Below are 22,845 nucleotides of genomic sequence, written 5' to 3' on the forward strand. Positions count from 1 at the left end.
TTCGGGTGGTGTTACCCTCTGGCCCGTTTCACATGACAGTCAATTCACAGGGGTGGGCGTGACCCAGAGGCACCGCAGGGACCGCAAGAAGAAACGACTCATGTACGGAGCGGCGGCCGCGGTCGTCGCCACCGCCACGATCGGCACCATCGCGGTCGCCTCACCGGGCCTCCTCGGTGCGGCGGGCGATGGCAAGGCGGCTGCTGGGGACGTTTCCCTGCAGTCGCAGTTCGCAAACGCGGCGCGCGAGTTCGATGTCCCGCAGAGCGTGCTGATGGCGGTGTCGTACCAGCAGACCCGCTGGGAGTCGCACGACGGTGAGCCGAGCACGACCGGCGCGTACAACGTCATGGGTCTGACGAAGGTCGACCCGGAGGACGTCCAGAACCAGGTCACCGACGAGCAGATCGAGCACTTCAACGGCTCCGGTCGGCCGGAGATCGAGAAGACGTTCGACCGCGAGAAGCTGCGGAGCGTCCTGGAGAAGATGCTCGTCGACACCGACGACCCTCAGCTCCACACCCTGGACAAGGCCGCCGGGCTGATCGACAGCTCCACCGAGGCCGTCCAGAACGACACCGCCGCCTCCATCCGCGCCGGCGCCGCCCTCCTGGTCGAGTACCAGAAGCAGGCGGGCGCCGAGCTGTCGGAGGAGCCGGGCGACTGGTACCCGGCCGTGGCCCGCTACGGCCAGTCCTCCGACCGGAAGGGCGCCGACCTCTTCGCGAAGCGCGTCTTCGAGTCGGTCAAGAAGGGCGAGCGGGCGCTCACCCTCGACGGCGAGCAGGTCGCCCTGCCGGCCGACCCCTCGGTCGAGCCGGTCAAGCCGGCGAACGTGCCGCTGGCCGCGAGCTTCGCGAGCACCACGGCGGCCGCGCTTCCCGAGTGCCCCGCCGGCCTGAACTGCAACGTCAAGCTGAGCGTCCCCAACTCCACGGGGAAGAAGAACTACACCGCGGCCGACCGCCCCAACCAGGGCGTGGACATCCGTCAGATCGTCATCCACGACACCGAGGGCGCGTACCAGCCCTCGCTCGACGTGCTCACCGACCCGACGTGGCCGGGCAGCGCCCATTACCTGATCAAGGCCTCGGACGGCCTGGTCACCCAGATGCTCGAGAACAAGAACCTGGCATGGCACGCGGGCAACTGGACCCACAACATGCACTCGATCGGTGTGGAGCACGAGGGCTTCGCGATCAAGGACGGCAGCTGGTACACCGAGCCCCAGTACCGCTCCTCCGCGGCGCTGGTGAAGCACCTGGCGACCACGTACGGCGTGCCGATCGACCGTGAGCACATCATCGGCCACGACGAGGTCGCGCTCCAGACGGACGGCGACGTCGACAAGCTGCACTGGGACGCGGGCCCGTACTGGGACTGGAACTACTACATGTCGCTCCTGGGCGCCCCGCAGGGCGACAAGGGCGCGGGCGGCCTGCTCAAGGCCGGCCAGGTGGTCCGTGTGGTGCCGCCGTTCACCACGGCGAACCAGCCCCAGCTCACCACGGGTGGCACGGCCGTCCCCGCGCGCCCGTCCAACTTCGGCTACCTGTACACGTCGCCTTCGACGAGCTCCACGACGCTGAAGGACCCGTACTTCACCTCGGGCTGGTCCGAGGGTTCGAACTACGGGAACAAGGTCCGCGCGGGCGGCCTCTACGTCGTCGCCGAGGCCCAGTACAACTGGACGGCGATCTGGTACGCGGGCCAGAAGGCCTGGTTCTACAACCCGGCCGGTCAGTACACCGCGCCGGTGAACGGCGCCACGACCGTGAAGCTGACGTCGGGGCTTGCCTCGACCAAGCCCTTCGGACGCTCCTTCCCGGAGACCGCCGCCTACACCGCGGCCGGGCTGACCGCGCCGGGCGACGAGAACGACCCCCTGTCGAAGTTCACGTTCGCCGCGGGCCAGGCCTATGTGAAGGCCGGCCCGGCGGTGAAGGGTGACGACTGGTTCGGTTCCGCCCAGAAGAACGTCGTCGGCACCACGATGTTCGTGCCGATCCGCTTCCACCACAAGGTCGTCTGGGTGAAGCAGACCGACATCGTGGAGGCGCCCGGCGCCACCCCCGTCGCCACGAACAACCGCTACAACGTCCTCGCCCGTGACACCGCCGGTGTCCTCTGGCAGTACCAGGGCACCGGCAGCGCGACCACTCCGCTCCTCAGCCGGTACCGGGTGGGCGGCGGCTGGCAGGGCTACAACGTGATCACCGCGATGACGGCCATGCGGGCCGACGGCACCGGTGACGTCGCGGCCCGGGACACCTCCGGCGTGCTCTGGTACTACCAGGGCAGCGGCAACATCTCGGCGCCGCTCAAGAACCGGGTGAAGGTCAGCGCCGGCTGGCAGATCTACGACCGGATCATCGGTGTCCGGGATGTGACCGGGGACGGCAAGGCCGACCTGATCGCCCGCGAGAAGTCGGGCGTCCTGTGGCTGTACAAGGGCACCGGCATCCCGTCGGCACCCTTCGCGACCCGCACCACGATCGGCCCCGGCTGGCAGATCTACAACTCCCTCGTCAGCTCCGGCGACGTGACCGGTGACGGCAAGGCCGACCTGATCGGCCGTGACGCCTCCGGCGTGCTGTGGCTGTACAAGGGCACCGGCGGCGCCAACGCCCCGTACGCGACCCGCACCAAGATCGGCCCCGGCTGGCAGATCTACAACACCATGTCGGGTCCGAGCGATCTGACCGGTGACGGCAAGGTCGACCTCCTGGGCCGTGACGGCTCCGGTGTGCTGTGGCTGTACAAGGGCACCGGCGGTGCCAACGCCCCGTACGCGAGCCGCACCAAGATCAGCGCCGGCTGGCAGGGCTTCAACCTGATCGTCTGATCGGGTAGTTCAGCAGGGTCTCGGGGCCCGGCCCGCACCGTCCACGGTGCGGACCGGGCCCCGTTTCCGTGTCCGCTGGGCTACAGTGCTCGCATGTTCGCGCTGCAGATCCAGAACTGGTGGTGGACCGCTCATCCGGCGGCCCACTGATCGCGCGTACACCGACTGACACGCGAAGGCCGCCCGAGGGCGGCCTTTTCTCGTACCCGGGCCGCTCCTCTCCGCACCCCCCCGGAAGGAACGACCCACCCCATGGACCTCTCCCGTCTCCTGGACGACTCCTGCCCGCCCTTCGCCCTGCTGCGCAGGCGCACCCCCGGCCGTGACCACGACACCGTCGAGGTGCTGATCGGCCGGGTCCACGAGGCGGAGCGCCTCGCCGAACTGCCCGTGGGCCCGCTGCCGACGCTCGCCCTCGTGCCCTTCCGGCAGATCCGGGAGCGCGGCTTCGACGTGCGGGACGACGGCACCCCGCTCTCCGTGCTCGTCGCCGACGAGACGTACGAGCTGCCGCTCGCGGAGGCCCTGCGGCAGCTGCCCGCGCACGACGTGACCGTCGAGGACGGCCGGTTCGACGTCTCCGACGAGGAGTACGCCGGGACCGTGCGCCGGGTCATCGACGAGGAGATCGGCTCGGGCGAGGGCGCGAACTTCGTCATCCGGCGCACCTACACCGGCGAGATCCCGGGCTTCGGGCGGGCCGACGCCCTCGCCCTGTTCCGTCGGCTCCTCGCGGGCGAGCGGGGCGCGTACTGGACGTTCGTCGTGCACACCGGCGACCGGACGCTCGTCGGGGCCAGCCCCGAGGTGCACGTGCGGATGGCGGGGGGCACGGTCGTGATGAACCCGATCAGCGGCACGTACCGCTACCCGGCCGGGGCCGCGCCGACCCCGGAGGACCTGCTCGCCTTCCTCGCCGACCGCAAGGAGACCGAGGAGCTCTCCATGGTGGTGGACGAGGAGCTCAAGATGATGTGCACGGTGGGCGACATGGGCGGGGTGGTGATCGGTCCGCGACTGAAGGAGATGGCCCATCTCGCGCACACCGAGTACGAGTTGCGGGGCCGCTCCACGCTGGACGTGCGGGAGGTGCTGCGGGAGACGATGTTCGCGGCGACCGTGACCGGCTCGCCGGTGCAGAACGCCTGCCGGGTGATCGAGCGGCACGAGGCCGGCGGGCGGGGCTACTACGCGGGGGCGCTCGCGCTGCTCGGTACGGACGAGAGCGGGGCGCAGACGCTGGACTCGCCCATCCTCATCCGTACGGCGGACATCTCCGGCGACGGAAAGCTGCGGGTCCCGGTCGGCGCGACCCTCGTCCGGCACTCGGACCCCGCCGGCGAGGTCGCCGAGACCCACGCGAAGGCGGCCGGGGTGCTCACCGCGCTCGGGGTGCGGGAGGGCCGGCCGGTGGCGGACGCGGCGGCTCCGGCCCCCGCGCGGCTGGCCGACGATCCGCGCGTACGGGCCGCCCTGGACGCGCGCCGGGCCGATCTGGCGCCGTTCTGGCTGAAGATGCAGGTCCGTTCGGCGGAGCTGTCGGGCCACGCGCTGGTGATCGACGCCGAGGACACCTTCACGGCGATGCTGGCGCACGTCCTGCGTTCCTCGGGCCTTGAGGTGTCGGTCCTCCGCTACGACGAGCCGGGGCTGCGGGAGCTGGCGCTCGCCCACGAGGGGCCGGTCGTGCTGGGCCCCGGTCCGGGCAACCCGGCGGACGCCGCCGACCCGAAGATGCGCTTCCTGCGCGGTCTCACGGCCGAGCTGGTGCGGGACCACCGGCACGGTCTGCTCGGGGTGTGCCTGGGGCACGAGCTGATCGCCGCCGAGCTGGGCCTGGAGATCGTCCGCAAGCGGACCCCGTTCCAGGGGGCCCAGCTGCGGATCGACCTGTTCGGTCAGGAGCAGACGGTCGGCTTCTACAACAGCTTCACCGCCCGCTGCGACGACCGGGCGGCGACGGAGCTCGCCCTGCACCGGATCGAGGTCAGCCGGGACGCGGGGACGGGCGAGGTGCACGCGCTGCGCGGACCGGGCTTCGCGGGCGTGCAGTTCCACCCCGAGTCGGTCCTGACGATGGACGGCGCGTCGCTGACGGCCTCGCTGCTCGCGGGAGTCCTGGTCTAGGACGTGTCGTGGCGCGCCCGGCCCGATCGGCGAGGCGACTCCTAGGAGACCCTCGGCACCAGGACGTTCTCGCTGCGCCGCCCGGCGGTGTAGTCGAGGACGTTCCGGACGGTGGTGTCGATGATCTGGCCGACCGCGTCCACCGTGTAGTACGCCTGGTGGGAGGTGACCACCACGTTCGGGAAGGTGACCAGGCGGGCCAGGGTGTCGTCCTCGACGACCTCCAGGGACTTGTCGAGGAAGAAGAGCCCGGCCTCCGCCTCGTACACGTCCAGGCCGACTCCGGTGAAGCGGCCGGTCCTGAGTTCGGCGACCAGGGCCTCGGTGTCGATGAGCCCGCCGCGGCTGGAGTTCACCAGGATCGCGTCGTCCTTCATGGCCCGGAGGGCGGCGGCGTCGATGAGGTGGTGGGTGGACGGGAGCAGCGGCACGTGGAGGCTGATGAGGTCGGCCTCGGCGAAGAGCCGTTCCTTGTCCACGTACTCCATGCCCAGCGCGACGCAGACCGGGTTCTCGGCGACGTCCCAGCCGAGCAGCTTCATGCCGAAGCCGTCGGCGATCCGGGTGAAGGCCTCGCCGATCTTGCCGGTGCCGAGGACGCCGACCGTACGGCCCCGCAGGTCGCGGCCCATCAGTCCGTCGAGGCGGAAGTCGAAGTCACGGGTCCGGTTGGAGGCGCGGACGATCCGGCGGTTGACGGCCATCGCGAGCGTCCAGGCGAACTCGGCGACGGAGTAAGGGGAGTAGTACGAGACCCGGGCGACGGTGAGGCCGAGGCGCTCGGCCACCTCCAGGTCGATGTTGTTGAAGCCCGTGGAGCGCTGGGCGATCATCTGGGTCCCGCCGGCGGCGAGGGTCTGCAGGACCCTGCTGTCGAGGCTGGCGTTGACGCTGGTGGAGACGATTTCGTAGCCGGCCGCGATGGGCGCCGTGTCCTCGGTGAGGAAGACGTCCAGGCAGCGGACGTCATGATGCCCTTCGAACGCCTTCTCCATCAGGGGCTGCTCGTCCGCCTGCACGCCGAATGCCAGGATTTCCACGAAACTCCCCTAGAAACGATGAAGGGCCGTATATGCGCGGTCCTCGCGAATATACGGTCCCCCACGTCGCCGCGCCCGGTACCGAAGGCCCTCTACGCGTCGTCGAGCCCGCGCTCGATGGCGTACCGGACGAGCTCCACCCGGTTGTGGAGCTGGAGCTTGCCGAGCGTGTTCTGCACGTGGTTCTGGACGGTGCGGTGCGAGATCACCAGGCGCTCGGCGATCTGCTTGTAGCTGAGCCCCTTGGCGACGAGCCGCAGGACCTCCGTCTCGCGCTCGGTCAGCTGCGGCGCCTTCGGCTCGTCGCCGCCGGCCGCCGGGGCGGGCTCGGAGGCCAGCCTCCGGTACTCGCCGAGGACCAGGCCGGCCAGGCCGGGGGTGAAGACGGGGTCGCCGACGGCCGTCCGCCGTACGGCGTCGATCAGCTCCGCCGTACTGGCCGACTTGAGGAGATAGCCGGTGGCGCCGGACTTGACCGCCTCCAGGACGTCGGCGTGCTCGCCGCTCGCCGAGAGGACGAGGACCCGCAGCGCGGGCTGCGCGGCGACGAGCTCCTTGCAGACCTGGACACCGGGCTTGACCGGCAGGTTCAGGTCCAGGACGAGGACGTCGGGGCAGGCCGCCATGGCCCTGCGCACCGCCTGCTCGCCGTCGCCCGCGGTGGCGACCACGTCGAAGCCCGCCTCCGCGAGATCCCTGGCGACCGCGTCCCGCCACATCGGATGGTCGTCGACGACCATCACCTTGATCGACTGCTGCTCGCTCATCTTCCCTGTCCTGCCTTCCCCCGTGGAACCTTCAACTCGACTTCCGTGCCCTGCCCCGGGACCGAGATCAGCTCGGCCGATCCGCCGAGGTCCCGCAGTCTGCCCCGGATGGAGAGGGCGACGCCCATCCGGCCCTCGCCCTCGGCCTGCGCGAGGCGGCCCTCCGGGATGCCGGGACCGTCGTCCCGGACGGTGACGATCACCTCGTCCGGCCAGTCCTCGACCAGGATCCAGGCCCGGGCGTCCTCCCCCGCGTGCACCCGGACGTTGTCCAGGGCGGCGCCGACGGCGGCGGCCAGCTCACGCGCGGCGGGCGGCACCAGCAGCACCGGCGCGCCCGGCTCGGAGAGGGTGACCCTGGCCCCGGCGCGCGGGGCGAGCAGGAGCCGCAGGTCGACGGGGGTGTCGTCGTCCGGCTCGTCGTCCACCTCGACGACCCGCACCACGGCCCCTTCGGACTCGTCCTCCGAGACCAGGCTGGGCCGGGTGAGACCGCCCGCGACGAGCGTACGGAGCGCCACCTCCTGCTCCCCCGCCATCCGCCCGAGCTCGGCCGCCTCACCGCCCAGCGCCGTGCCGCGCCGCTGCACCATCGCGAGGACCTGCAGGACGCTGTCGTGGATGTCCCGGGCGAGCCGCTCCCGCTCCCGGGTCGCGGCCTCGATCTCCAGGGCCCGGGCGAGGGTGCGCTCGGAGGCGCGGGCGACCTCGACGACGTATCCGATGGCGATGGAGGCCACCCAGACGAGCAGGACGTTGTGGAGGGTGTCCCGGCTGGGGTCGCCGCGCTCCACGATGTTGGCGACGGCGACCAGGGAGGAGGCGACTCCCGCCCAGCGCCAGCCGCCCTTGATCGCGAACGCGAGGACGGAGCCCGCGGTCCATATCGACGGCAGCGTGGGGCCGTCGACCGACTGCGCGTGGGCGTCGGCGAGCGGGGTGAGCAGGATCCCGACGAGGGCGACGGTGAGGTCGGCGGCGAGGAAGCGCTTGGTGCAGCTGGCCGCGTTCGCCACCCTGGGAAGGGTCGCGAGGGTCCAGACGCACATCACCGCCAGATAGGCGACGGCGACCCAGGGCCGCTCGTACCGCTCCCGCCCGAAGGCGAAGAGCAGGACCGCGTAGATCATCGTCAGGACGCGGTAGCCGGTCAGCGCCCGCCACAGCGGCTGCTCTACCGACATGCGCACGACACGCTCGCGCTTGGCCATCTCCCCCACCCCCGGGCACCCGTCAGCGGGTGCTTACGCGCCGGACTCTTCCCGCGCCGCGATCTCGGCCTTGACGGCCTCCTTGGCCGCCTTCTCCGCGTCCGCGATCTGCCGCTTGGCGGCGGTCGCGTAGATGTCGACGTACTCCTGGCCGGACAGCTTCATGATCTCGTACATGACCTCGTCGGTCACCGAGCGGAGGATGAAGCGGTCCCCGTCCATCCCCTGGTAACGGGTGAAGTCCAGCGGCTTGCCGATCCGGATCCCCGGGCGCATCAGCTTGGGGACGACCTTGCCGGGCGGCTGGATCTTCTCCGTGTCGATCATGGCGACCGGGATCACGGGCGCGCCGGTGGCCAGCGCCACCCGCGCCAGACCGCCGGGCTTGCCGCGGTAGAGACGGCCGTCGGGCGAACGGGTGCCCTCGGGGTAGATCCCGAAGAGCCCGCCCTTCTCGATGACCTCGATACCGGCCTTGATCGCCGCCTCGCCGGCGCCGCGGGCACCCGAGCGGTCGACCGGGAGCTGTCCGACGCCCTTGAAGAAGGCCGCGGTCAGCTTGCCCTTGACCCCCGGGGAGGTGAAGTACTCGGCCTTGGCGATGAAGGTGACCTTGCGGTCCAGGACGGCGGGGAGGAAGAAGGAGTCGGAGAAGGAGAGGTGGTTGCTCGCCAGGATCGCGGGACCCTCGGCCGGAATGTTCTCCAAACCCTCGACCCAGGGCCGGAAGGCAAGCTTCAGGGACCCTCCGATGGAGAACTTCATTGCGCCGTAGATCAACTCGCCATGCCTTCCGTGTGCCGTCGCCACGACTTTATCCCGTACCGGCCCACGGCCCCCGCTACGGCCCTGGTCGGTGTCGGTCCGGTCGCGTACCGTGAAGGTCCTTCCCCATTTTCCGTCGCTTCGGCGCACCCGAAGTCGAACGAACAGGAGACCCCGGTGCCGGTCCTTCCCGGAGCCGAGCCGTACCGCCATGAAGGCGGAGAGGTCGGCGTCCTTCTCTGTCACGGATTCACCGGATCCCCGCAGTCGATGCGCCCGTGGGCCGAGTATCTGGCCGGCCGCGGGCTCACGGTGTCGCTGCCGCTGCTCCCCGGCCACGGCACCCGCTGGGAGGACCTGCAGCTCACCACGTGGCACGACTGGTACGCGGAGGTGGACCGGGCCCTGCGCGAGCTCCTGGAGCGGTGCGAGACCGTCTTCGTCTTCGGTCTCTCCATGGGCGGGGCGCTGACCCTGCGGCTGGCCGCGCAGCACGGCGACGCGGTACGGGGCGTCGTCCTCGTCAACCCGGGCAACAAGGTGCACGGCCTGGCGGCGCACGCGCTGCCGGTCGCCCGCCATCTGGTCCGCACGACGAGCGGCATCGCGAGCGACATCGCCAAGGAGGGCGTGACGGAGGTCGGCTACGACCGGGTGCCGCTGCACGCGGCGCACTCGCTGCGGCAGTTCTTCCGGACGGTGGACGCGGAGCTCCCGCAGGTCACGCAGCCGCTGGTGGTGCTGCACAGCCCGCAGGACCATGTGGTGCCGCCGGTCGACTCGGCCCGGATCCTGAGCCGTGTGTCCTCGACGGACGTCCGCGAGATCCTGCTGGAACAGAGCTACCACGTCGCGACGTTGGACCATGACGCGGAGCGGATCTTCGAGGAGAGCTGGGCATTCGTCGAGCGGCTCGCGCCGAGTCCGGTCGACGGGAAGAGGAGCAGCAGCGGTGGCTGATCAGCAGGACGGCGGCGAGCGGGAGCCGCAGCCCATCGACGAGGAGGCGGCCTGGGCCGCGATCGTCGCCGGGTACGGGGAAGAGCCCGCGGACCCCCCGGGGGCCAGGCCGTACCGGCCGATCGAGAACCTGTCGCTGCCGGAGCCGGAGGACGAGCCGGAGGACGAGCCGAAGAAGCCGGTCGCCGACACCGGGGCCGACACGGGTACGGGCACGAGCACGGGTACGACCACAGGATCGGGCTCGGGGACCCCTGCCGGGTCCGGGACCGGGTCCGAGACCGGCGGCACGTCCGGGCCGGGGACCGCCCCCGGCGGCGAGCCCGGGACCGGGAAGGACGCCGAGGCATCGGCCGACGCCGACCGGAAGCCGGAGGCAGGAGCGGGGAAGCCCACGCTGGGCAGCTCCGTCGTCTTCGCGCCCGGGGTGCGGCCGAGCGGCCCCCGGGACTACTCCCCGGCCGAGCCGGAGGACGGTCCTGGCGGCTCCGACGAGGGCCACTTCGTCCCGCCGGAGCCCCCGCCGCTGCCGGAGGCGGACGCGACGACCAAGTTCGCCTGGCTGGGCGTGGTCGGCGGTCCGGTGCTGATGCTGCTGGCCGTCCTGCTCCAGTGGGACATGACCTGGTGGCTGACGACGCTCTGCGTGGGCGGCTTCCTGGGCGGCTTCGCGACCCTGGTCACGCGCATGAAGCACGATGACGACGATGACGACGGTTTCGGCGACCCGGGCCGCGGGGCGGTCGTGTAGCCGATCCTCCCGACGCCGCCCTCGCGCCGCTCGGCGCCGGGGCGCCTCCCGGGCTTCGGACGGCTGCGCCGGACTCCGTCCGCCGATCGCGCGGCCGGGGTCCGGCCCACGGCACGTCGCCGTCAGGTCGTCGCAGGCACACGGACCGCCGCCAGTACGGGCAGGTGGTCCGTCGCCGTTCGCAGATCCGTGGGGTCCAGGTGCTCCGGGACCCCGCAGCCGAGGAACTCGATGCCCGGGGTGGCCAGGATCGCGTCGATCCGCTGGTGCGGGTCGGTGGGGGTCGAGGTGTGTTCGCCGCCCCAGGGGCTGACCGCCCAGCCGTCCCGGAGCTCCGTCGTGAGCCGGGTGAAGGCGGGGCCGCCCGGGCGTTCGTTGAGGTCGCCGGCGACGAGGGTGTACGGGGTCCCCAGCGCGGCGACCTGGTCGAGGACCATCCCGGCCTGGGCGTACCGCTCGTCCTTCCGCAGGCTCAGATGGCAGCTGACCAGTCCGACCCTGGCGCCGGCGAAGCGGACGACGGCGGTCGCGAGGCCCCGGCGGTGCAGGCCCGGGGTGAGGGGCAGCAGGACGTCCTCGGTGCGTTCCACGGTGGCCCGCAGCGAGCAGAGCAGCAGCGGTCCGGCCGCGGTGGCGCCGCCGCTCAGGACGACGAGCTCGCTCTTCGCGGCGAGCCGGGCCGCGTGCTTGCGCCAGCGGAAGAAGCGCGGGGCCTCCTGGACGAAGACGAGGTCCGGGGCGCAGGCGCGGATCACCCGGGCGAGGGCGTCCTCGTCGTCGCGCATCGAGCGGACGTTGTAGCTCAGGACCCGGAGGACGGCCGAACCGTCCGCCTCGGTGCGGGAGTTGGGCAGTTCGCTGATCGCCATGCCTGGCAACATACGACAACCGCCCGCCGCGTCCGAGAGGACGCGACGGGCGGTCGGGGTGACGGTGATCGGCCGGGGGCGGCCGGTGCTCAGCCCTGACGGGCCAGGTCCGCCGCGCCGACCAGGCCGGCCTTGTTGCCGAGCTGCGCGGCGAGCACCTGCGCGTGCGGGCGCCACTGGCCGCCGATCAGCCAGCGCCGGAAGGACTTCCGGATCGGGTCGAGGACGAGCTCGCCCTCGTCCGAGACACCACCGCCGACGATGAAAGCCGACGGGTCGAAGAGCGAGGCCAGGTCGGCGAGACCGGCACCCGCCCAGCGGGCCAGCTCGCGGAAGGAGTCGACGGCGACCGGGTCGCCCGCGCGGGCGGCCTGGCTGACGTGCTTGCCCTCGATGCCCTCGGGGGTGCCGTCGCCGAGGGCGAGCAGGACCTCCGCGCGCTCCGGGGTGGCCGCGGCGCGCTGCCGGGCGTACCGGACGAGCGCGCGCCCGGAGGCGTACTGCTCCCAGCAGCCCTGGCTGCCGCAGCCGCACAGCAGGCCGTCCGGGACGACCCGGATGTGGCCGAACTCGGCGGCCACGCCGAAGCGTCCGCGGCGCAGCTTGTTGCCGATGATGATGCCGCCGCCGAGGCCGGTGCCGAGGGTGATGCAGATGACGTCCTCGTGGCCCTGGCCCGCGCCGAACTTGTACTCGCCCCAGGCCGCCGCGTTGGCGTCGTTCTCGACGACGACGGGCAGGCCGACCCGCTGCTCGACCTTGTCCTTGAGCGGCTCGTGCCGCCAGTCGATGTTCGGCGCGAAGAGGACGGTGGCACGCTTGTCGTCGACATAGCCCGCCGCACCGATGCCCACAGCCTCGATCGAGTGCCCCTTGCCGGCCTCGGAGACCGCGGCGCTGATCGCGTCGACGATGCCCTCGGGGGTCGGCGGGGTGGGCACCTTGTGCGTGTCGAGGATGTTGCCCTCCTCGTCGACCACGCCGGCCGCGATCTTCGTGCCGCCGATGTCGACGCCGATGGTGAGTCCCATGTGTCCCTCAGTTTTCGGTCGAGCCCCGCTAGGGCCCACCGTACCCGAGGGGGAGGGGCGTCCCGATCAGTCCAGGTCGATGTGCTGGCCGGTTCCGGGCCCTTCGTCGTCGCGGCCCGGCTTGTCGTCGCGGCCCGTCTCGTCCTTGCCTTCACGATCGCCGTCACCGTCGCCGGTGGCGTCGGCCTCGCGGCGCGGGTCGTCCTCGGAGACGGTCCCGCCGCGGGTCCAGCGGGTCTCGTGACCCTCGACGGCGGAGCGGTAGGCGGCGAGCAGTTCGCTCCCGGCGGCGGCGAGGTGGTCGAAGACCTGCGGGTTGCGCTCGATGACGGGCTCGACCGCGGCCTTCGCCTGGCTGACGAACTGCTGCACGGTCTGACCGCTGATCCCGCCGCCGAGCCCGCCGAGCAGCGAGCCCCCGAGTCCCCCGGCGACCTTGTCGGCGACGGCGTCGAAGAGCTTGCGGAGCTCCTCGGCGGCCGAGCCGGGCTCGGCCCCGCTCTCCGCGCGACGGCGGGCCTTCTCCGCCTCCAGGTCCTCGGCGCACGCCTTGGCCCAGGCGTCCGAATCGCTCATGGCGTACTCCTCACAGGCTGGTACTTCGACGGTACACGCCCTCAGGGGGTACGTGGCCAGAGTCCCGGGTCCGGGGTGAAGCGCACCCGGAGGTCCCCGTCGACCAGGCCCGCGCCGGTCACGGTGCAGCGGCGCAGGGCGCCCGGCAGAGCCAGGTGACGGCGGAACGGGCCGACGGTCAGGAGGAGTTCGTCGCCGCGGCGGACGAGGGAGAGCTCCTCCTTGACGGCACCGGGCAGGGCGAGGTGCCAGACGAGGACGCCGTCCTCCTCCCGCCGGTCCTCGACCTCCCGTCCGGGGGCGGGCGCGAGGGGTACGGCCGGCGGGACGGAGGCGAGGAGGGCGAGGTCCTCGGCGCCGCGGGGGTCGCGGCCGAGGTGCGGCAGCTCGTGCACGACGCCCGCGGCGGTACGGAGCTCCGCCAGGTGCCGGTGCTGCTGGGCGGTGAGACCCGCGAGCCAGGGGTCCTCGGAGTCGGCGGGCAGCAGCCGGTTGGCGACGACGGCGTCGAGGGCGAGGCCCTGCAGGGCGAGGCCGAGCCGGGCGGTGCGCAGGGCCCGGACGGCGGCGGGGCCGGGTTCGAGGACGAGGCGGACGCGGGTGGTGGGGGCGTCGGCGACGGCCTGGGCCGCCGCGAGTTCGGCTTCCCAGCGGGCGGTGGTCTCGTACAGCCACTGCGCGGGCATGGGGACGCCGGCGAGCTGGGCGAGCATCGGGCGCAGCGCGCGGGCGGCCTGCCGTTCCGGGGGCAGGAGGCGGCGCAGGTAGCGGCGGAGCTGCTCCGGCAGGGCGAGGAGGGCGAGGGCCTCGGGGAGCGGGGGCAGGTCGACGACGGCGAGGTCGTGCTCACCGGCGGCTGCGTCGCGCAGGGCCCTCAGCAGGGCGAACTGCCGGCTGCCGGGGAGCTCGGTGAGCTCGGCGTCCTCGAAGGGCGCGGCGCCCAGCAGGTCGAGGGCGGCGCCGGAGCGCGCCTGGAGAGCGAGGAATTCGCGGCGGAAATCCGCGGCGGGGTCGGGCCGATGGACCCGCAGGCTCCCGCCGCCGGGAAGAGGAGGAGTCGAGCCCTGCTCGTCGTCCGCAGAGCGGGGAGTCGAGCCCTGCTCGCCGTCCGGAAGCCGGGGAGTCGAGCCCTGCGGCGTGCCCGCGCCTCCGAGGGCTTCCGGGAGCGGGCCCCTCAGCGGGTCGGGGTCCTCCGAGACGAGGAGGACCCGGTGGCCCGCACGCGCCTCGGCGAGGGCGGTCGCGGCGGCGACGGTGGTACGCCCGGCGCCGCCGAGGCCGGTGACAAGGATGATCCGCATGTGGAGGACGTTACCGCCGCCCTCCTGACGGCTCTGCTGCCGGTCGGACCGGACCGGCCGGCGACGTGCCCCGGAGGGTCACGCGCCGGATTCGACGCGCTTCTTCAGGCCGGCGAGGGCGCGGTCGATGATGACCTTCTCCGCCTTGCGCTTGATCATGCCGAGCATGGGGATCTTGACGTCGACGGTCAGCTGGTACGTGACCTCGGTGCGGTCGCCGCCGAGCGAGGTGAGGCGGTAGGAGCCGTCGAGCGAGCGGAGCATCTGGGACTTGACCAGGGTCCAGCTGACCTCGTCCGCGCCGGTCCAGGTGTACGCCAGGGTGTGGTCGTCCTTGATGGCTCCGGCGTCGAGGAGCAGCCGGACCTTCTCCGCGCGGCCGGCGGTGTCCGTCTCCAGCACCTCGGCCTCCTTCACCTCGCCCGTCCACTCCGGGTAGCGGGCGAAGTCGGCGATCACACCCATGACGTCGGCCGGCGCCGCCTCGATGGTGATGCTCGAGCTGGTGTGTTCGGCCATCGCGGTGGCTCCTCCACTGTGCGGTCCGGCGAGAACTCGAAGGAAAAAGGGCACGGACGTACAGATGTGCCGACGGAAGGCTATCGCGCTCGGGCGCCCGGCCCGCCACCCCGGGCCCGGGCTCCCGCTCACCACTCCAGGGCGAAGGGCCTGCCGGAGGACGCGAAGTGGCCGACGTTCACGCACTCGGTCGCGGCGATCCGCATCCGCCGGGCGAGCGGCTGGTGGACGTGGCCGAAGAGGGCGTACCGGGGCCGGGTGCGCCGGATCGCGTCGAGCAGGGCGCGGCTGCCGCGCTCGAAGCGGCGGGCCACCGTGTCGTACGTCAGCTCCGGCACCTCCGGCGGGATGTGGGAGCAGAGGACGTCGACCTCGCCGAGGGCCTCGACCTTGGCCGCGTACTCCTCGTCCGAGATCTCGAACGGGGTGCGCATCGGGGTGCGCAGTCCGCCGCCGACGAAGCCGAAGGTGAGGCCGCCGATCTCGACGCGCTGCCCGTCGAGGACGGTCGTGCCGGGACCGGCGAACTCGGGCCAGAGCCGGGGGATGTCGACGTTCCCGTACGTGGCGTAGGTGGGGGTCGGGAAGGCGGCGAAGAGCTCGGCGTACTGGCGGCGGACGGCGGCCTCGATGGCGGTGTCGCGGTCGACGTCCAGCTCGGCCCAGAGGCGGCGGCCCAGGTCACGGGCCTCGTCGAAGCGGCGGGCCGTGCGCAGCTCCACGAGCCGGTCGGCGTTCTCGACGCCGAAGAGGTCGGGGAAGATCCCGCGGCCGTGGTCGGCGTAGTCGAGGAAGAGGACCAGGTCCCCCAGACATATGAGGGCGTCGGCGCCCTCCCCCGCCCTGGCGAGGTCTCCGGCGTTGCCGTGCACGTCACTGACCACATGGACTCGCATGGGCCCACCTTAGGGGGTGTCACCTGCGGTTACTTCCGAGTCGGGAAAGCCGTGGATTACTGTGCGAACAGCATCGTCATGGATGTGTGACGCACGGAACATCTGGCCGGGACCCCCTATCGGAACCAACTACTGATGGGTAACGTCCGGGCAGTCCAGTCGTGCTCACCCCCACTGAGCACCTGCCCGATCATGGACCACACCGGTGCATCACACAGAGCCGTGGCGCCGGCGCCCGATGAGGAGCAGCAGTCTTGCGCGAGTTCAGCCTTCCGGCCCTGTACGAGGTCCCCACGGACGGCAATCTGACGGATCTCATCCGCCGCAACGCCTCCCGGCACCCAGATGTCGCCGTGATGGGGCGCAAGGTCGACGGGGTCTGGACCGACGTGAGCGCCACGCAGTTCCTCGCGGAGGTCCGCGGGGTCGCCAAGGGCCTGATCGCCGCGGGCGTGGAGCCGGGCGACCGGATCGCGCTGCTGTCCCGTACGCGCTACGAGTGGGTCCTCCTGGACTTCGCGATCTGGAGCGCGGGCGCGGTGACCGTGCCGGTGTACGAGACGAGCTCGCCGGAGCAGATCGAGTGGATCCTCGGTGACTCGGGCGCCACGCTGGCGCTCGTGGAGAGCGCGGCCCACGAGGCGTCCGTGGCCTCGGTCCGTGCGGGCCTGCCGGACCTCAAGGACGTCTGGCAGATCGAGGCGGACGCGGTCGCCCGGCTGACGGAGACGGGCGCGGAGATCTCCGACGAGCTGCTCGACGAGCGCATGTCGGCGGCGAACGCGGACGACCCGGCCACGATCGTCTACACCTCGGGAACGACCGGCCGCCCCAAGGGCTGCGTCCTCTCCCACCGGGCCTTCTTCGCCGAGTGCGGCAACATCGTGGAGCGGCTGAAGCCCCTCTTCCGTACCGGCGACTGCTCGGTGCTGCTCTTCCTGCCGGCCGCGCACGTCTTCGGGCGGCTCGTCGAGGTCGCGTCGGTCATGGCGCCGATCCGGCTGGGCTGCGTACCGGACATCAAGAACCTCACCGACGAGCTCGCCTCGTTCCGGCCGACGCTGATCCTGGGCGTGCCGCGGGTCTTCGAGAAGGTCTACAACTCGGCCCGGGCCAAGGCGCAGGCCGACGGCAAGGGCAAGATCTTCGACAAGGCCGCGCACACGGCGATCGCGTACAGCCGGGCGATCGGGACCCCCGAGGGCCCGTCCCTCGGCCTCAAGCTCAAGCACAAGCTGTTCGACAAGCTGGTCTTCGGCAAGCTGCGGGCGGTGCTCGGCGGGCGCGGCGAGTTCGCGATCTCGGGCGGCGCGCCGCTGGGCGAGCGGCTCGGCCACTTCTTCCGGGGCATCGGCTTCACGGTCCTGGAGGGGTACGGCCTGACGGAGTCGTGCGCGGCGACCGCGTTCAACCCGTGGGACCGGCAGAAGATCGGCACGGTCGGGCAGCCGCTGCCGGGCTCGGTGGTGCGGATCGCCGACGACGGCGAGGTCCTGCTGCACGGCGAGCACATCTTCTCGCGGTACTGGAACAACGAGGCGGCGACGGCCGAGGCCCTCGCGGACGGCTGGTTCCACACGGGTGACATCGGCACGCTCGACGAGGACGGCTACCTCGCGATCACCGGCCGCAAGAAGGAGATCCTCGTGACGGCGGGCGGCAAGAACGTCGCCCCGGCGGTCATCGAGGACCGCATCCGGGCGCACGCTCTGGTCGCGGAGTGCATGGTGGTCGGCGACGGGCGTCCGTTCGTGGGCGCGCTCGTCACCCTGGACGAGGAGTTCCTCGGCCGCTGGGCCAGCGACCACGGCAAGCCGGCCGGCTCGACGGCGGCCTCCCTGCGCGACGACGCGGAGCTCCTCGCGGAGGTCCAGCGGGCGATCGACGACGGCAACGCGGCGGTCTCCAAGGCGGAGTCGGTCCGCAAGTTCCGCGTCCTCCCGGCCCAGTTCACGGAGGAGGCGGGTCACATCACCCCGTCCCTGAAGCTGAAGCGGAACGTGGTGGCGAGGGAGTTCGCGGACGAGATCGAGGCGATCTACCAGGGCTGAGCCCGGTCGCGGCGCGAGAACGTACGGAGAGGGGCCCGGGGTGACATCACCCCGGGCCCCTCTGCGTACGTTCTCGGATTCCCCAGGTCTCGGACTCCGCACGTCTCGGACTCCGCGCGTTCGCGGACTCCGCACGTGTCAGAGCAGCTCGCGCAGCCGTTCCGCGAGCAGGTCCCAGCGCCACTTCTCCTCGACCCAGGCGCGGCCCCGCTCGCCCATGCGGGCCCGGAGCTCGGGGTCGAGGAGGAGGGTGGCGACGCGGTCGGCGGCCTCGTCCGGGGAGTCGCCGCGGACGACCCAGCCGGTCTCGCCGTCGAGGACCGCGTCGGGGGCGCCACCGGAGTCACCGGCGACGACCGGGAGGCCGGTGGCGGAGGCCTCCAGGTAGACGATGCCGAGGCCCTCGACGTCGAGGCCGCCGCGGCGGGTGCGGCAGGGCATGGCGAAGACGTCGCCGGCCCCGTAGTGCGCGGGCAGTTCGGACCAGGGGACGGCGCCGGTGAACCGTACGGAACCGGCCACCCCGGTCTCCTCGGCGAGGCGGCGCAGGTCCTTCTCGTACGGACCGCCGCCGACGATCAGGAGGACCGCGTCCGGGACCCGGCGCAGGATCGCGGGCAGGGACCGGATCAGGGTGTCCTGGCCCTTGCGCGGGACGAGCCGGGAGACGCAGACGACGACGGGACGGTCGGTGAGCCCGAGGCGGGCGCGGACCTCGGCGCCGCCCGAGTCGGGATGGAACGTCTTCTCGTCCACACCGGGCGGGAGCTGCGCCATGCGCCCGGCGGCGTCGGGCGTGAGGGCCGTCGCGATCCGCGAGCGGGTGTACTCGCCGAGGTACGTGAGGGTGTCCGTGCCCTCGCCGATCCGCCGCAGCAACTGCCGGGCGGCGGGCAGTTGGGCCCAGCCGGCCTCGTGCCCGTGGGTGGTGGCGACGAGCCGCTTGGCACCGGCCCTGCGCAGCGCGGGGGCCATCAGACCGAGCGGGGCGGCCGCCCCGAACCACACGGACTCGCAGCCGTGCTCGCGCAGCAGCGCGGTGGCACGGGCGGTGACCCGGGGAGTGGGCAGCAGCATGGTGGTGCGATCGCGGACAACCGTGAAAGGCTGTTCGGCGTCAAACAGAGCGGTTGCCTCGACCCCTTCGCGGCTTCGCTTCCAGGTGGAGGCGTAGACCACGATCTGTTCAGGGTCCAGGCGCAGCGCCATGTTGTGCAGGAACGCCTGGATTCCGCCGGGTCGCGGCGGGAAGTCGTTGGTTACGATCAGGGTCTTGTGCATCGTGGCCGACAGTACGCGATGGCACCCTCCGCCCGGCAACACCACTTCTCCGCGCGAGCGGACCGACAGGACAAGGACGAGACAGTGAAGACGGGCGGCGCAATGAAAATAGGGACCCTCGCGAGTCTGCGGCTTCCGCTCGGCCTCTGGGGTCTCACCCGGATCATCCTGCTGCTCTGCGTCTTCAAGGTCGTGGTCGTCCCCGGGCCGGACATCACCTTCGACGTCTCGAACATCTATCAGGGCTGGTACGAGGTCCTCCGGACCGGCACCTACCCGCTGGACGACGTCACGTGGCAGTACCCGCCGGCCGCGGCCCTCGCGATCCTCTCCCCCGGACTGCTGCCGTTCCTCGGCTACGCCTCCGCCTTCTTCGTCCTCGCCTTCCTCTGTGACGCCCTCGTCTTCGGGCTGCTCGTCCACACGGGCCGCCGTGCGGGCCGGACGCTCCACGGTGCCTGGATCTGGATCGCCGGCGTCCCGCTGCTCGGCCCGACCGCGTACGCCCGGTACGACGTGATGGTGACCGCCGTCGCCGTGGCGGGGCTGCTCGCGGCCGGCCGGAGCCCGCGCGTCCTCGGCGCGCTCGCCGGGTTCGGCGCCGTCCTGAAGGTGTGGCCCGCGCTGATCCTCGCGGGCACCCCGAAGGGCCGCGCGACCTTCCGCTCCTGGTCGGCGGCGGCGGGTGCGGCGGCCGCCGTGCTGCTGCTGTGCGTGCTGTGGATGCCGGGCGCGCTGGCCTTCCTCTCCTTCCAGCGGGACCGGGGCACGGAGGTCGAGTCGCTGGGCGCGATGGTCTTCCATGTGATCCGGCACTTCGGCTGGGAGGGCGAGGCGCGGATGAACTACGGCTCCATCGAGTTCCTCGGCCCGTACGTCTCCGCGGTCTCCACCGCCGCCCTCGCGCTCACCATCGCCGCCTTCGGCTGGCTCCTGCTGTGGCGAGTCCGCTCGCGCCGCTTCACCTCGTCGACGGTGGCGGACGCGGCCTTCGTCGCGGTGCTGCTGTTCACCCTGACCAGCCGGGTGCTCTCCCCGCAGTACCTGCTGTGGCTCGTCGGTCTGGGCGCGGTCTGCCTCGCCTTCCGGTCGAGCCGGATGCAGCGGCCCGTGCACCTGGTGATCTGGGCGACGGCGGTGACGCAGTTCGAGTTCCCGGTGTGGTTCTCGCACGTGACGCGGAGCGATCCGCTGGGCATGGCGGTGCTGTTCACGCGGAACGGCCTGCTGATCGCCGCCGCCCTGATCGCCTGCCGCATCCTGTGGCGCCAGACGGTGACCGAGCCCCGTCTCGCCGAGGCCTCCATCCCCGCCCAGGCGGTTCGCCCGGAGCGCGAGAAGGCCCTGACCGGCTCCTTCTGACCGGAGCGCGGGAAAGCCCTGACCGGCTCCCTCCGACCGGAGCGCGGGAAAGCCCTGACCGGCTCCCTCCGACCGGAGCACGGGAAAGCCCTGACCGGCTCCCTCCGAGGGGGCGTCCTCAGCCGAGCCGCTCCCCCAGGTACGTCCGCCACGCGGCCGTGAACTCCTCCGGGGTGGTGTCCAGGACCTCCTGGAGCGCCTTCTCCACCGCGCCCTCCCGGCCGGGGTGCGCGCCCACCGCCCGGTAGAACTCCGTCAGCTCCGTCTCGCCCCACCGCTCCGCGATGAGCGCGCACGCCAGCCAGCCGCCCTCATAGGCCCGCGCCAGCGCCTCCGCGTCGCCGCCGAAGCCGAACTCGGCGTCCTCCGGGAGCCGGGCGGGCAGTTCGCCGGCACGGACCGCGCGGCGTAGTTCGGGGGCCGCCTGCGCGGCGGTACGGCCGGTGCCCCGGTAGGCGACCCAGTCGGCGAAGCCCTCGGAGAGCCAGACCGGGGTGGCCGCGGAGGTGTGGGCGCGGGTGGCGACGTGGACGGTCTCGTGGGTGAGGACGAGCTGCCGGCCGAACTCGCCGAGGAAGCCGTACGCGTCGGGATTGACGATCACCCGGTCCGCGGGCGCGTCCGCCCTGCGCTCGGTCTCTCCCGTGGTGACGGCGGCGATGCCCCGGTAGGAGGCTCCGGGGGCCCCGAGAAGCCCGCCCATGGCGTCCAGGGAGCCGGGGACGAGGACGACGACCTTCCGGGCCCACTCCGACGGCCACGCCCCGCTCACGGCGGGCACCGCCCGGTCCGCGGCGGCCGCTATCGCCCGGAGCCGCTGCGGGTCCTGGTCGACGCCGAGGACGAGCGAGCGGGCGCCCTGGACGGTCCGGACGTCCCCCTGCTCCCACAACTGCCGCGGGGCGCCCTCCGCGGGCCGGTCACCGGTCACGTACCAGCGTCCGTCCCGTTCGGTCAGGTCCAGGACGCGGCCGCTGGTGACGGGCCCCTTGTCGTGGCCCCGGAGCCGGTACCCGAGCACGGCGGCGACGGTGGCCCGGTCGTCCCCGGTGCGGTCGACCCGGGTGACCCGGTACGTCCAGTCGTCGAGCGGCACCGCCGCGAGCCGCCGGAACACGGTCAGCGCGGTCGGCGCGTACGCGGGGTCGAGGGCGACCCGGAAGCCGGGCTCGTCGCGGGCGAGGAGCGCCCGGGCGTGCCGGTCGAGGAGCGTCCGTATCTCCCCGGAGGCGGTGTCGGCGGGGCGGGCCGCCGTGCAGCCGACCAGCCCGGTGAGGACGAGCAGCAGGGCGAGCAGGCAGGCGGCGGCCGTTCGCCGCGCTCCACTCCCCTGACCTGCCACGCGTCCGATCGTACGGTCGGACCGCCCCGTACCGCTTCCGGTGGCCGGGATCGGTGCCCCGGCCCGGAACCCCGGACGGAGGTCAGACCCGGGTCACCGTCACGTTCGACATCATGTTCACCGGGTCGTAGCGGACCCGCGCGCCCGGATAGGGGGCGTGGATGACCTGGCCGTTGCCCGCGTAGATCCCCACGTGGCTGGCGTCGCCGCGGTACGTGACCAGGTCGCCGGGCTGCGCCTGCGAGAGCGGCACCTGCCGGCCCGCGTGCCGCTGCGCGGCGGAGGTGCGCGGCAGGCTGATCCCGGCCTGCCGGTACGACCAGACCATCAGGCCCGAGCAGTCGAAGCCGGAGGGCCCGGTCGACCCCCACACGTACGGCTTGCCGATCGCGCTGCGGGCGGCGAGCACGGCGGCGGAGGCCCGTGAGGAGGCCGGGCCGAGGTCGGCGAGCGGCGGCTGGTCCTCCGCGCGCCCGCCGGAGCGGGAGGCGCGGTCGAAGTCGGCGCGCTCCTCGGCAGTGAGGGAGGCGAGCAGCCGACGGGCCTCGGCGAGCTTGCGCTCGACGGTCCGCTTGTGGCGGGCGACCTCGGCCCGGCTCTGCTCCAGGTCGGTGAGGGCCCTGCGCGCCTCGGTCCGCTTCTGGTCCAGCCGGCGCTGCTCCCGCTGGAGCTCGCCGAGCGCGGCGCTCTGCCGGGCGGTGGCCCGGTCGAGGGCCGAGGCGCGGTCGAGGTAGGTGTCCGGGTCGGAGGAGAGCAGCAGCGCGAGGGCGGGGTCGATGCCGCCGGAGCGGTACTGGGCGCCGGCCACCGAGCCGAGGGCGCCGCGCATGTGGTTGATGCGCTCCTGGCCGCGGGCGAGTCCGTCCCGTGCCCGGGAGACCGTCCGGCGCAGGGCGTCCGTCTTCTCGTCCGCCCTGTTGTAGCCCTCGGTGGCCTTCTCGGCCTCCTCGAAGAGGTGGTCGACCGTGGCGCGGGTGGCCGCGGGCGTGGGACCGGGGTCGGCGCTCGCGGGGACGGCCCCGAGGGAGGCGGCCGCTGTGGCCGCGGCGGCCGCGGTCAGGACGGTGACCCTCGCGGGTCGGCGGTGGGACGCCACTAATCGCGCTCCGTTCGGCTCGACGCAGACTGGCGCGGCAGACAGTAGCCGCTGA

At 72.5% G+C, this 22,845-nt stretch carries 20 protein-coding genes; 7 read left to right on the plus strand and 13 right to left on the minus strand.

The annotated features are described in order from the left end of the window. The first annotated feature begins 58 nt into the window (after nucleotides 1–58). The 3 genes from OG580_RS09235 (at nucleotide 59) to OG580_RS09240 (ending at nucleotide 4,972) form a co-directional block, all read left to right on the plus strand. Nucleotides 59–2,845, plus strand: coding sequence for an N-acetylmuramoyl-L-alanine amidase (locus OG580_RS09235; RefSeq protein ID WP_267043155.1), 2,787 nt, complete (start codon nucleotides 59–61; stop codon nucleotides 2,843–2,845). A gap of 93 nt (nucleotides 2,846–2,938) precedes the next feature. Then, the gene (locus tag OG580_RS36265) at nucleotides 2,939–2,995 is read left to right on the plus strand and encodes a trp operon leader peptide (RefSeq protein WP_079110815.1); all 57 of its coding nucleotides are present in this window, start codon (nucleotides 2,939–2,941) and stop codon (nucleotides 2,993–2,995) included. Nucleotides 2,996–3,097: 102 nt separating this feature from the next. Then, the gene (locus tag OG580_RS09240; RefSeq protein WP_267043156.1) at nucleotides 3,098–4,972 is read left to right on the plus strand and encodes an anthranilate synthase family protein; all 1,875 of its coding nucleotides are present in this window, start codon (nucleotides 3,098–3,100) and stop codon (nucleotides 4,970–4,972) included. 41 nt (nucleotides 4,973–5,013) lie between these two features. Here OG580_RS09240 and OG580_RS09245 read toward each other — a convergent pair whose 3' ends face one another. From OG580_RS09245 to OG580_RS09260, 4 genes are all read right to left on the minus strand, one after another. Then, nucleotides 5,014–6,012, minus strand: a complete 999-nt coding sequence (locus OG580_RS09245) for a 2-hydroxyacid dehydrogenase (protein ID WP_267043157.1) — start codon at nucleotides 6,010–6,012, stop codon at nucleotides 5,014–5,016. Between the two features lie 92 nt (nucleotides 6,013–6,104). Next, nucleotides 6,105–6,779 (minus strand): response regulator transcription factor, encoded by a 675-nt coding sequence (locus OG580_RS09250; protein WP_267043158.1) that lies wholly within the window; start codon nucleotides 6,777–6,779, stop codon nucleotides 6,105–6,107. Then, the gene (locus OG580_RS09255) at nucleotides 6,776–7,990 is read right to left on the minus strand and encodes a MacS family sensor histidine kinase (protein WP_267043159.1); all 1,215 of its coding nucleotides are present in this window, start codon (nucleotides 7,988–7,990) and stop codon (nucleotides 6,776–6,778) included. Before OG580_RS09255 ends, OG580_RS09250 begins: the two co-directional genes overlap by 4 nt. A 33-nt stretch (nucleotides 7,991–8,023) precedes the next feature. Continuing rightward, the gene (locus OG580_RS09260) at nucleotides 8,024–8,755 is read right to left on the minus strand and encodes a 1-acyl-sn-glycerol-3-phosphate acyltransferase (RefSeq protein ID WP_267043160.1); all 732 of its coding nucleotides are present in this window, start codon (nucleotides 8,753–8,755) and stop codon (nucleotides 8,024–8,026) included. Between the two features lie 177 nt (nucleotides 8,756–8,932). On the opposite strand from OG580_RS09260, the gene OG580_RS09265 reads away from it, so the two are divergent. After that, nucleotides 8,933–9,715: a carboxylesterase gene (locus tag OG580_RS09265; protein WP_267043161.1), complete on the plus strand. Its 783-nt coding sequence runs from the start codon at nucleotides 8,933–8,935 to the stop codon at nucleotides 9,713–9,715. Beyond that, nucleotides 9,708–10,466 carry a hypothetical protein gene (locus OG580_RS09270; protein WP_267043162.1) on the plus strand — a complete coding sequence of 253 codons (759 nt, stop codon included), beginning with the start codon at nucleotides 9,708–9,710 and terminating at the stop codon, nucleotides 10,464–10,466. Before OG580_RS09265 ends, OG580_RS09270 begins: the two co-directional genes overlap by 8 nt. Nucleotides 10,467–10,588: 122 nt before the next feature. On the opposite strand, the gene OG580_RS09275 is transcribed toward OG580_RS09270, so the two are convergent. From OG580_RS09275 to OG580_RS09300, 6 genes are all read right to left on the minus strand, one after another. Beyond that, a complete protein-coding gene (locus OG580_RS09275; protein WP_267043163.1) occupies nucleotides 10,589–11,335 on the minus strand; it encodes an endonuclease/exonuclease/phosphatase family protein in 747 nt (248 codons plus the stop codon). An 89-nt stretch (nucleotides 11,336–11,424) separates the two neighbouring features. Continuing rightward, nucleotides 11,425–12,366, minus strand: coding sequence for an ROK family glucokinase (locus tag OG580_RS09280; protein ID WP_267043164.1), 942 nt, complete (start codon nucleotides 12,364–12,366; stop codon nucleotides 11,425–11,427). Nucleotides 12,367–12,432: 66 nt separating this feature from the next. Then, nucleotides 12,433–12,942 (minus strand): DUF5304 domain-containing protein, encoded by a 510-nt coding sequence (locus tag OG580_RS09285; protein ID WP_267043165.1) that lies wholly within the window; start codon nucleotides 12,940–12,942, stop codon nucleotides 12,433–12,435. Nucleotides 12,943–12,983: 41 nt separating this feature from the next. After that, the gene (locus OG580_RS09290; RefSeq protein WP_267043166.1) at nucleotides 12,984–14,243 is read right to left on the minus strand and encodes an ArsA-related P-loop ATPase; all 1,260 of its coding nucleotides are present in this window, start codon (nucleotides 14,241–14,243) and stop codon (nucleotides 12,984–12,986) included. A 78-nt stretch (nucleotides 14,244–14,321) separates the two neighbouring features. Then, entirely contained in the window at nucleotides 14,322–14,762 is a 441-nt protein-coding gene (locus OG580_RS09295) for an SRPBCC family protein (protein WP_267043167.1), read from the minus strand. Between the two features lie 128 nt (nucleotides 14,763–14,890). Beyond that, nucleotides 14,891–15,658, minus strand: coding sequence for a metallophosphoesterase (locus OG580_RS09300; RefSeq protein ID WP_267043168.1), 768 nt, complete (start codon nucleotides 15,656–15,658; stop codon nucleotides 14,891–14,893). A gap of 254 nt (nucleotides 15,659–15,912) precedes the next feature. Here OG580_RS09300 and OG580_RS09305 point away from each other — a divergent pair, with 254 nt between their 5' ends. Continuing rightward, nucleotides 15,913–17,709, plus strand: a complete 1,797-nt coding sequence (locus OG580_RS09305; RefSeq protein ID WP_267043169.1) for a long-chain fatty acid--CoA ligase — start codon at nucleotides 15,913–15,915, stop codon at nucleotides 17,707–17,709. 138 nt (nucleotides 17,710–17,847) lie between these two features. Here the strand turns inward: OG580_RS09305 and OG580_RS09310 are convergent, their stop codons facing one another. Next, nucleotides 17,848–18,990: a glycosyltransferase family 4 protein gene (locus OG580_RS09310; protein ID WP_267043170.1), complete on the minus strand. Its 1,143-nt coding sequence runs from the start codon at nucleotides 18,988–18,990 to the stop codon at nucleotides 17,848–17,850. A 102-nt stretch (nucleotides 18,991–19,092) separates the two neighbouring features. Between OG580_RS09310 and OG580_RS09315 the strand changes: the two genes are divergently transcribed. Beyond that, nucleotides 19,093–20,352, plus strand: coding sequence for a glycosyltransferase family 87 protein (locus tag OG580_RS09315; RefSeq protein WP_267043171.1), 1,260 nt, complete (start codon nucleotides 19,093–19,095; stop codon nucleotides 20,350–20,352). A gap of 118 nt (nucleotides 20,353–20,470) precedes the next feature. Here OG580_RS09315 and OG580_RS09320 read toward each other — a convergent pair whose 3' ends face one another. Continuing rightward, on the minus strand, nucleotides 20,471–21,694 hold the full coding sequence (locus OG580_RS09320) for a hypothetical protein (protein WP_267043172.1): 1,224 nt from the start codon (nucleotides 21,692–21,694) through the stop codon (nucleotides 20,471–20,473). Between the two features lie 82 nt (nucleotides 21,695–21,776). After that, nucleotides 21,777–22,790 carry an NlpC/P60 family protein gene (locus OG580_RS09325; protein ID WP_267043173.1) on the minus strand — a complete coding sequence of 338 codons (1,014 nt, stop codon included), beginning with the start codon at nucleotides 22,788–22,790 and terminating at the stop codon, nucleotides 21,777–21,779. Nucleotides 22,791–22,845 lie beyond the last annotated feature (55 nt).

This window comes from Streptomyces sp. NBC_00094 (assembly GCF_026343125.1).
Lineage (GTDB): Bacteria > Actinomycetota > Actinomycetes > Streptomycetales > Streptomycetaceae > Streptomyces.

What these genes read in the sequence shown, in the direction of transcription:
- OG580_RS09240 (WP_267043156.1), top strand. Translation starts at nt 3,098, where the DNA reads ATGGACCTCTCCCGTCTCCTGGACGACTCCTGCCCGCCCTTCGCCCTG.
- OG580_RS09250 (WP_267043158.1), bottom strand. Translation starts at nt 6,779, where the DNA reads ATGAGCGAGCAGCAGTCGATCAAGGTGATGGTCGTCGACGACCATCCG.
- OG580_RS09255 (WP_267043159.1), bottom strand. Translation starts at nt 7,990, where the DNA reads ATGGCCAAGCGCGAGCGTGTCGTGCGCATGTCGGTAGAGCAGCCGCTG.
- OG580_RS09260 (WP_267043160.1), bottom strand. Translation starts at nt 8,755, where the DNA reads ATGAAGTTCTCCATCGGAGGGTCCCTGAAGCTTGCCTTCCGGCCCTGG.
- OG580_RS09275 (WP_267043163.1), bottom strand. Translation starts at nt 11,335, where the DNA reads ATGGCGATCAGCGAACTGCCCAACTCCCGCACCGAGGCGGACGGTTCG.
- OG580_RS09280 (WP_267043164.1), bottom strand. Translation starts at nt 12,366, where the DNA reads ATGGGACTCACCATCGGCGTCGACATCGGCGGCACGAAGATCGCGGCC.
- OG580_RS09285 (WP_267043165.1), bottom strand. Translation starts at nt 12,942, where the DNA reads ATGAGCGATTCGGACGCCTGGGCCAAGGCGTGCGCCGAGGACCTGGAG.
- OG580_RS09290 (WP_267043166.1), bottom strand. Translation starts at nt 14,243, where the DNA reads ATGCGGATCATCCTTGTCACCGGCCTCGGCGGCGCCGGGCGTACCACC.
- OG580_RS09295 (WP_267043167.1), bottom strand. Translation starts at nt 14,762, where the DNA reads ATGGCCGAACACACCAGCTCGAGCATCACCATCGAGGCGGCGCCGGCC.
- OG580_RS09300 (WP_267043168.1), bottom strand. Translation starts at nt 15,658, where the DNA reads ATGCGAGTCCATGTGGTCAGTGACGTGCACGGCAACGCCGGAGACCTC.
- OG580_RS09310 (WP_267043170.1), bottom strand. Translation starts at nt 18,990, where the DNA reads ATGCACAAGACCCTGATCGTAACCAACGACTTCCCGCCGCGACCCGGC.
- OG580_RS09315 (WP_267043171.1), top strand. Translation starts at nt 19,093, where the DNA reads ATGAAAATAGGGACCCTCGCGAGTCTGCGGCTTCCGCTCGGCCTCTGG.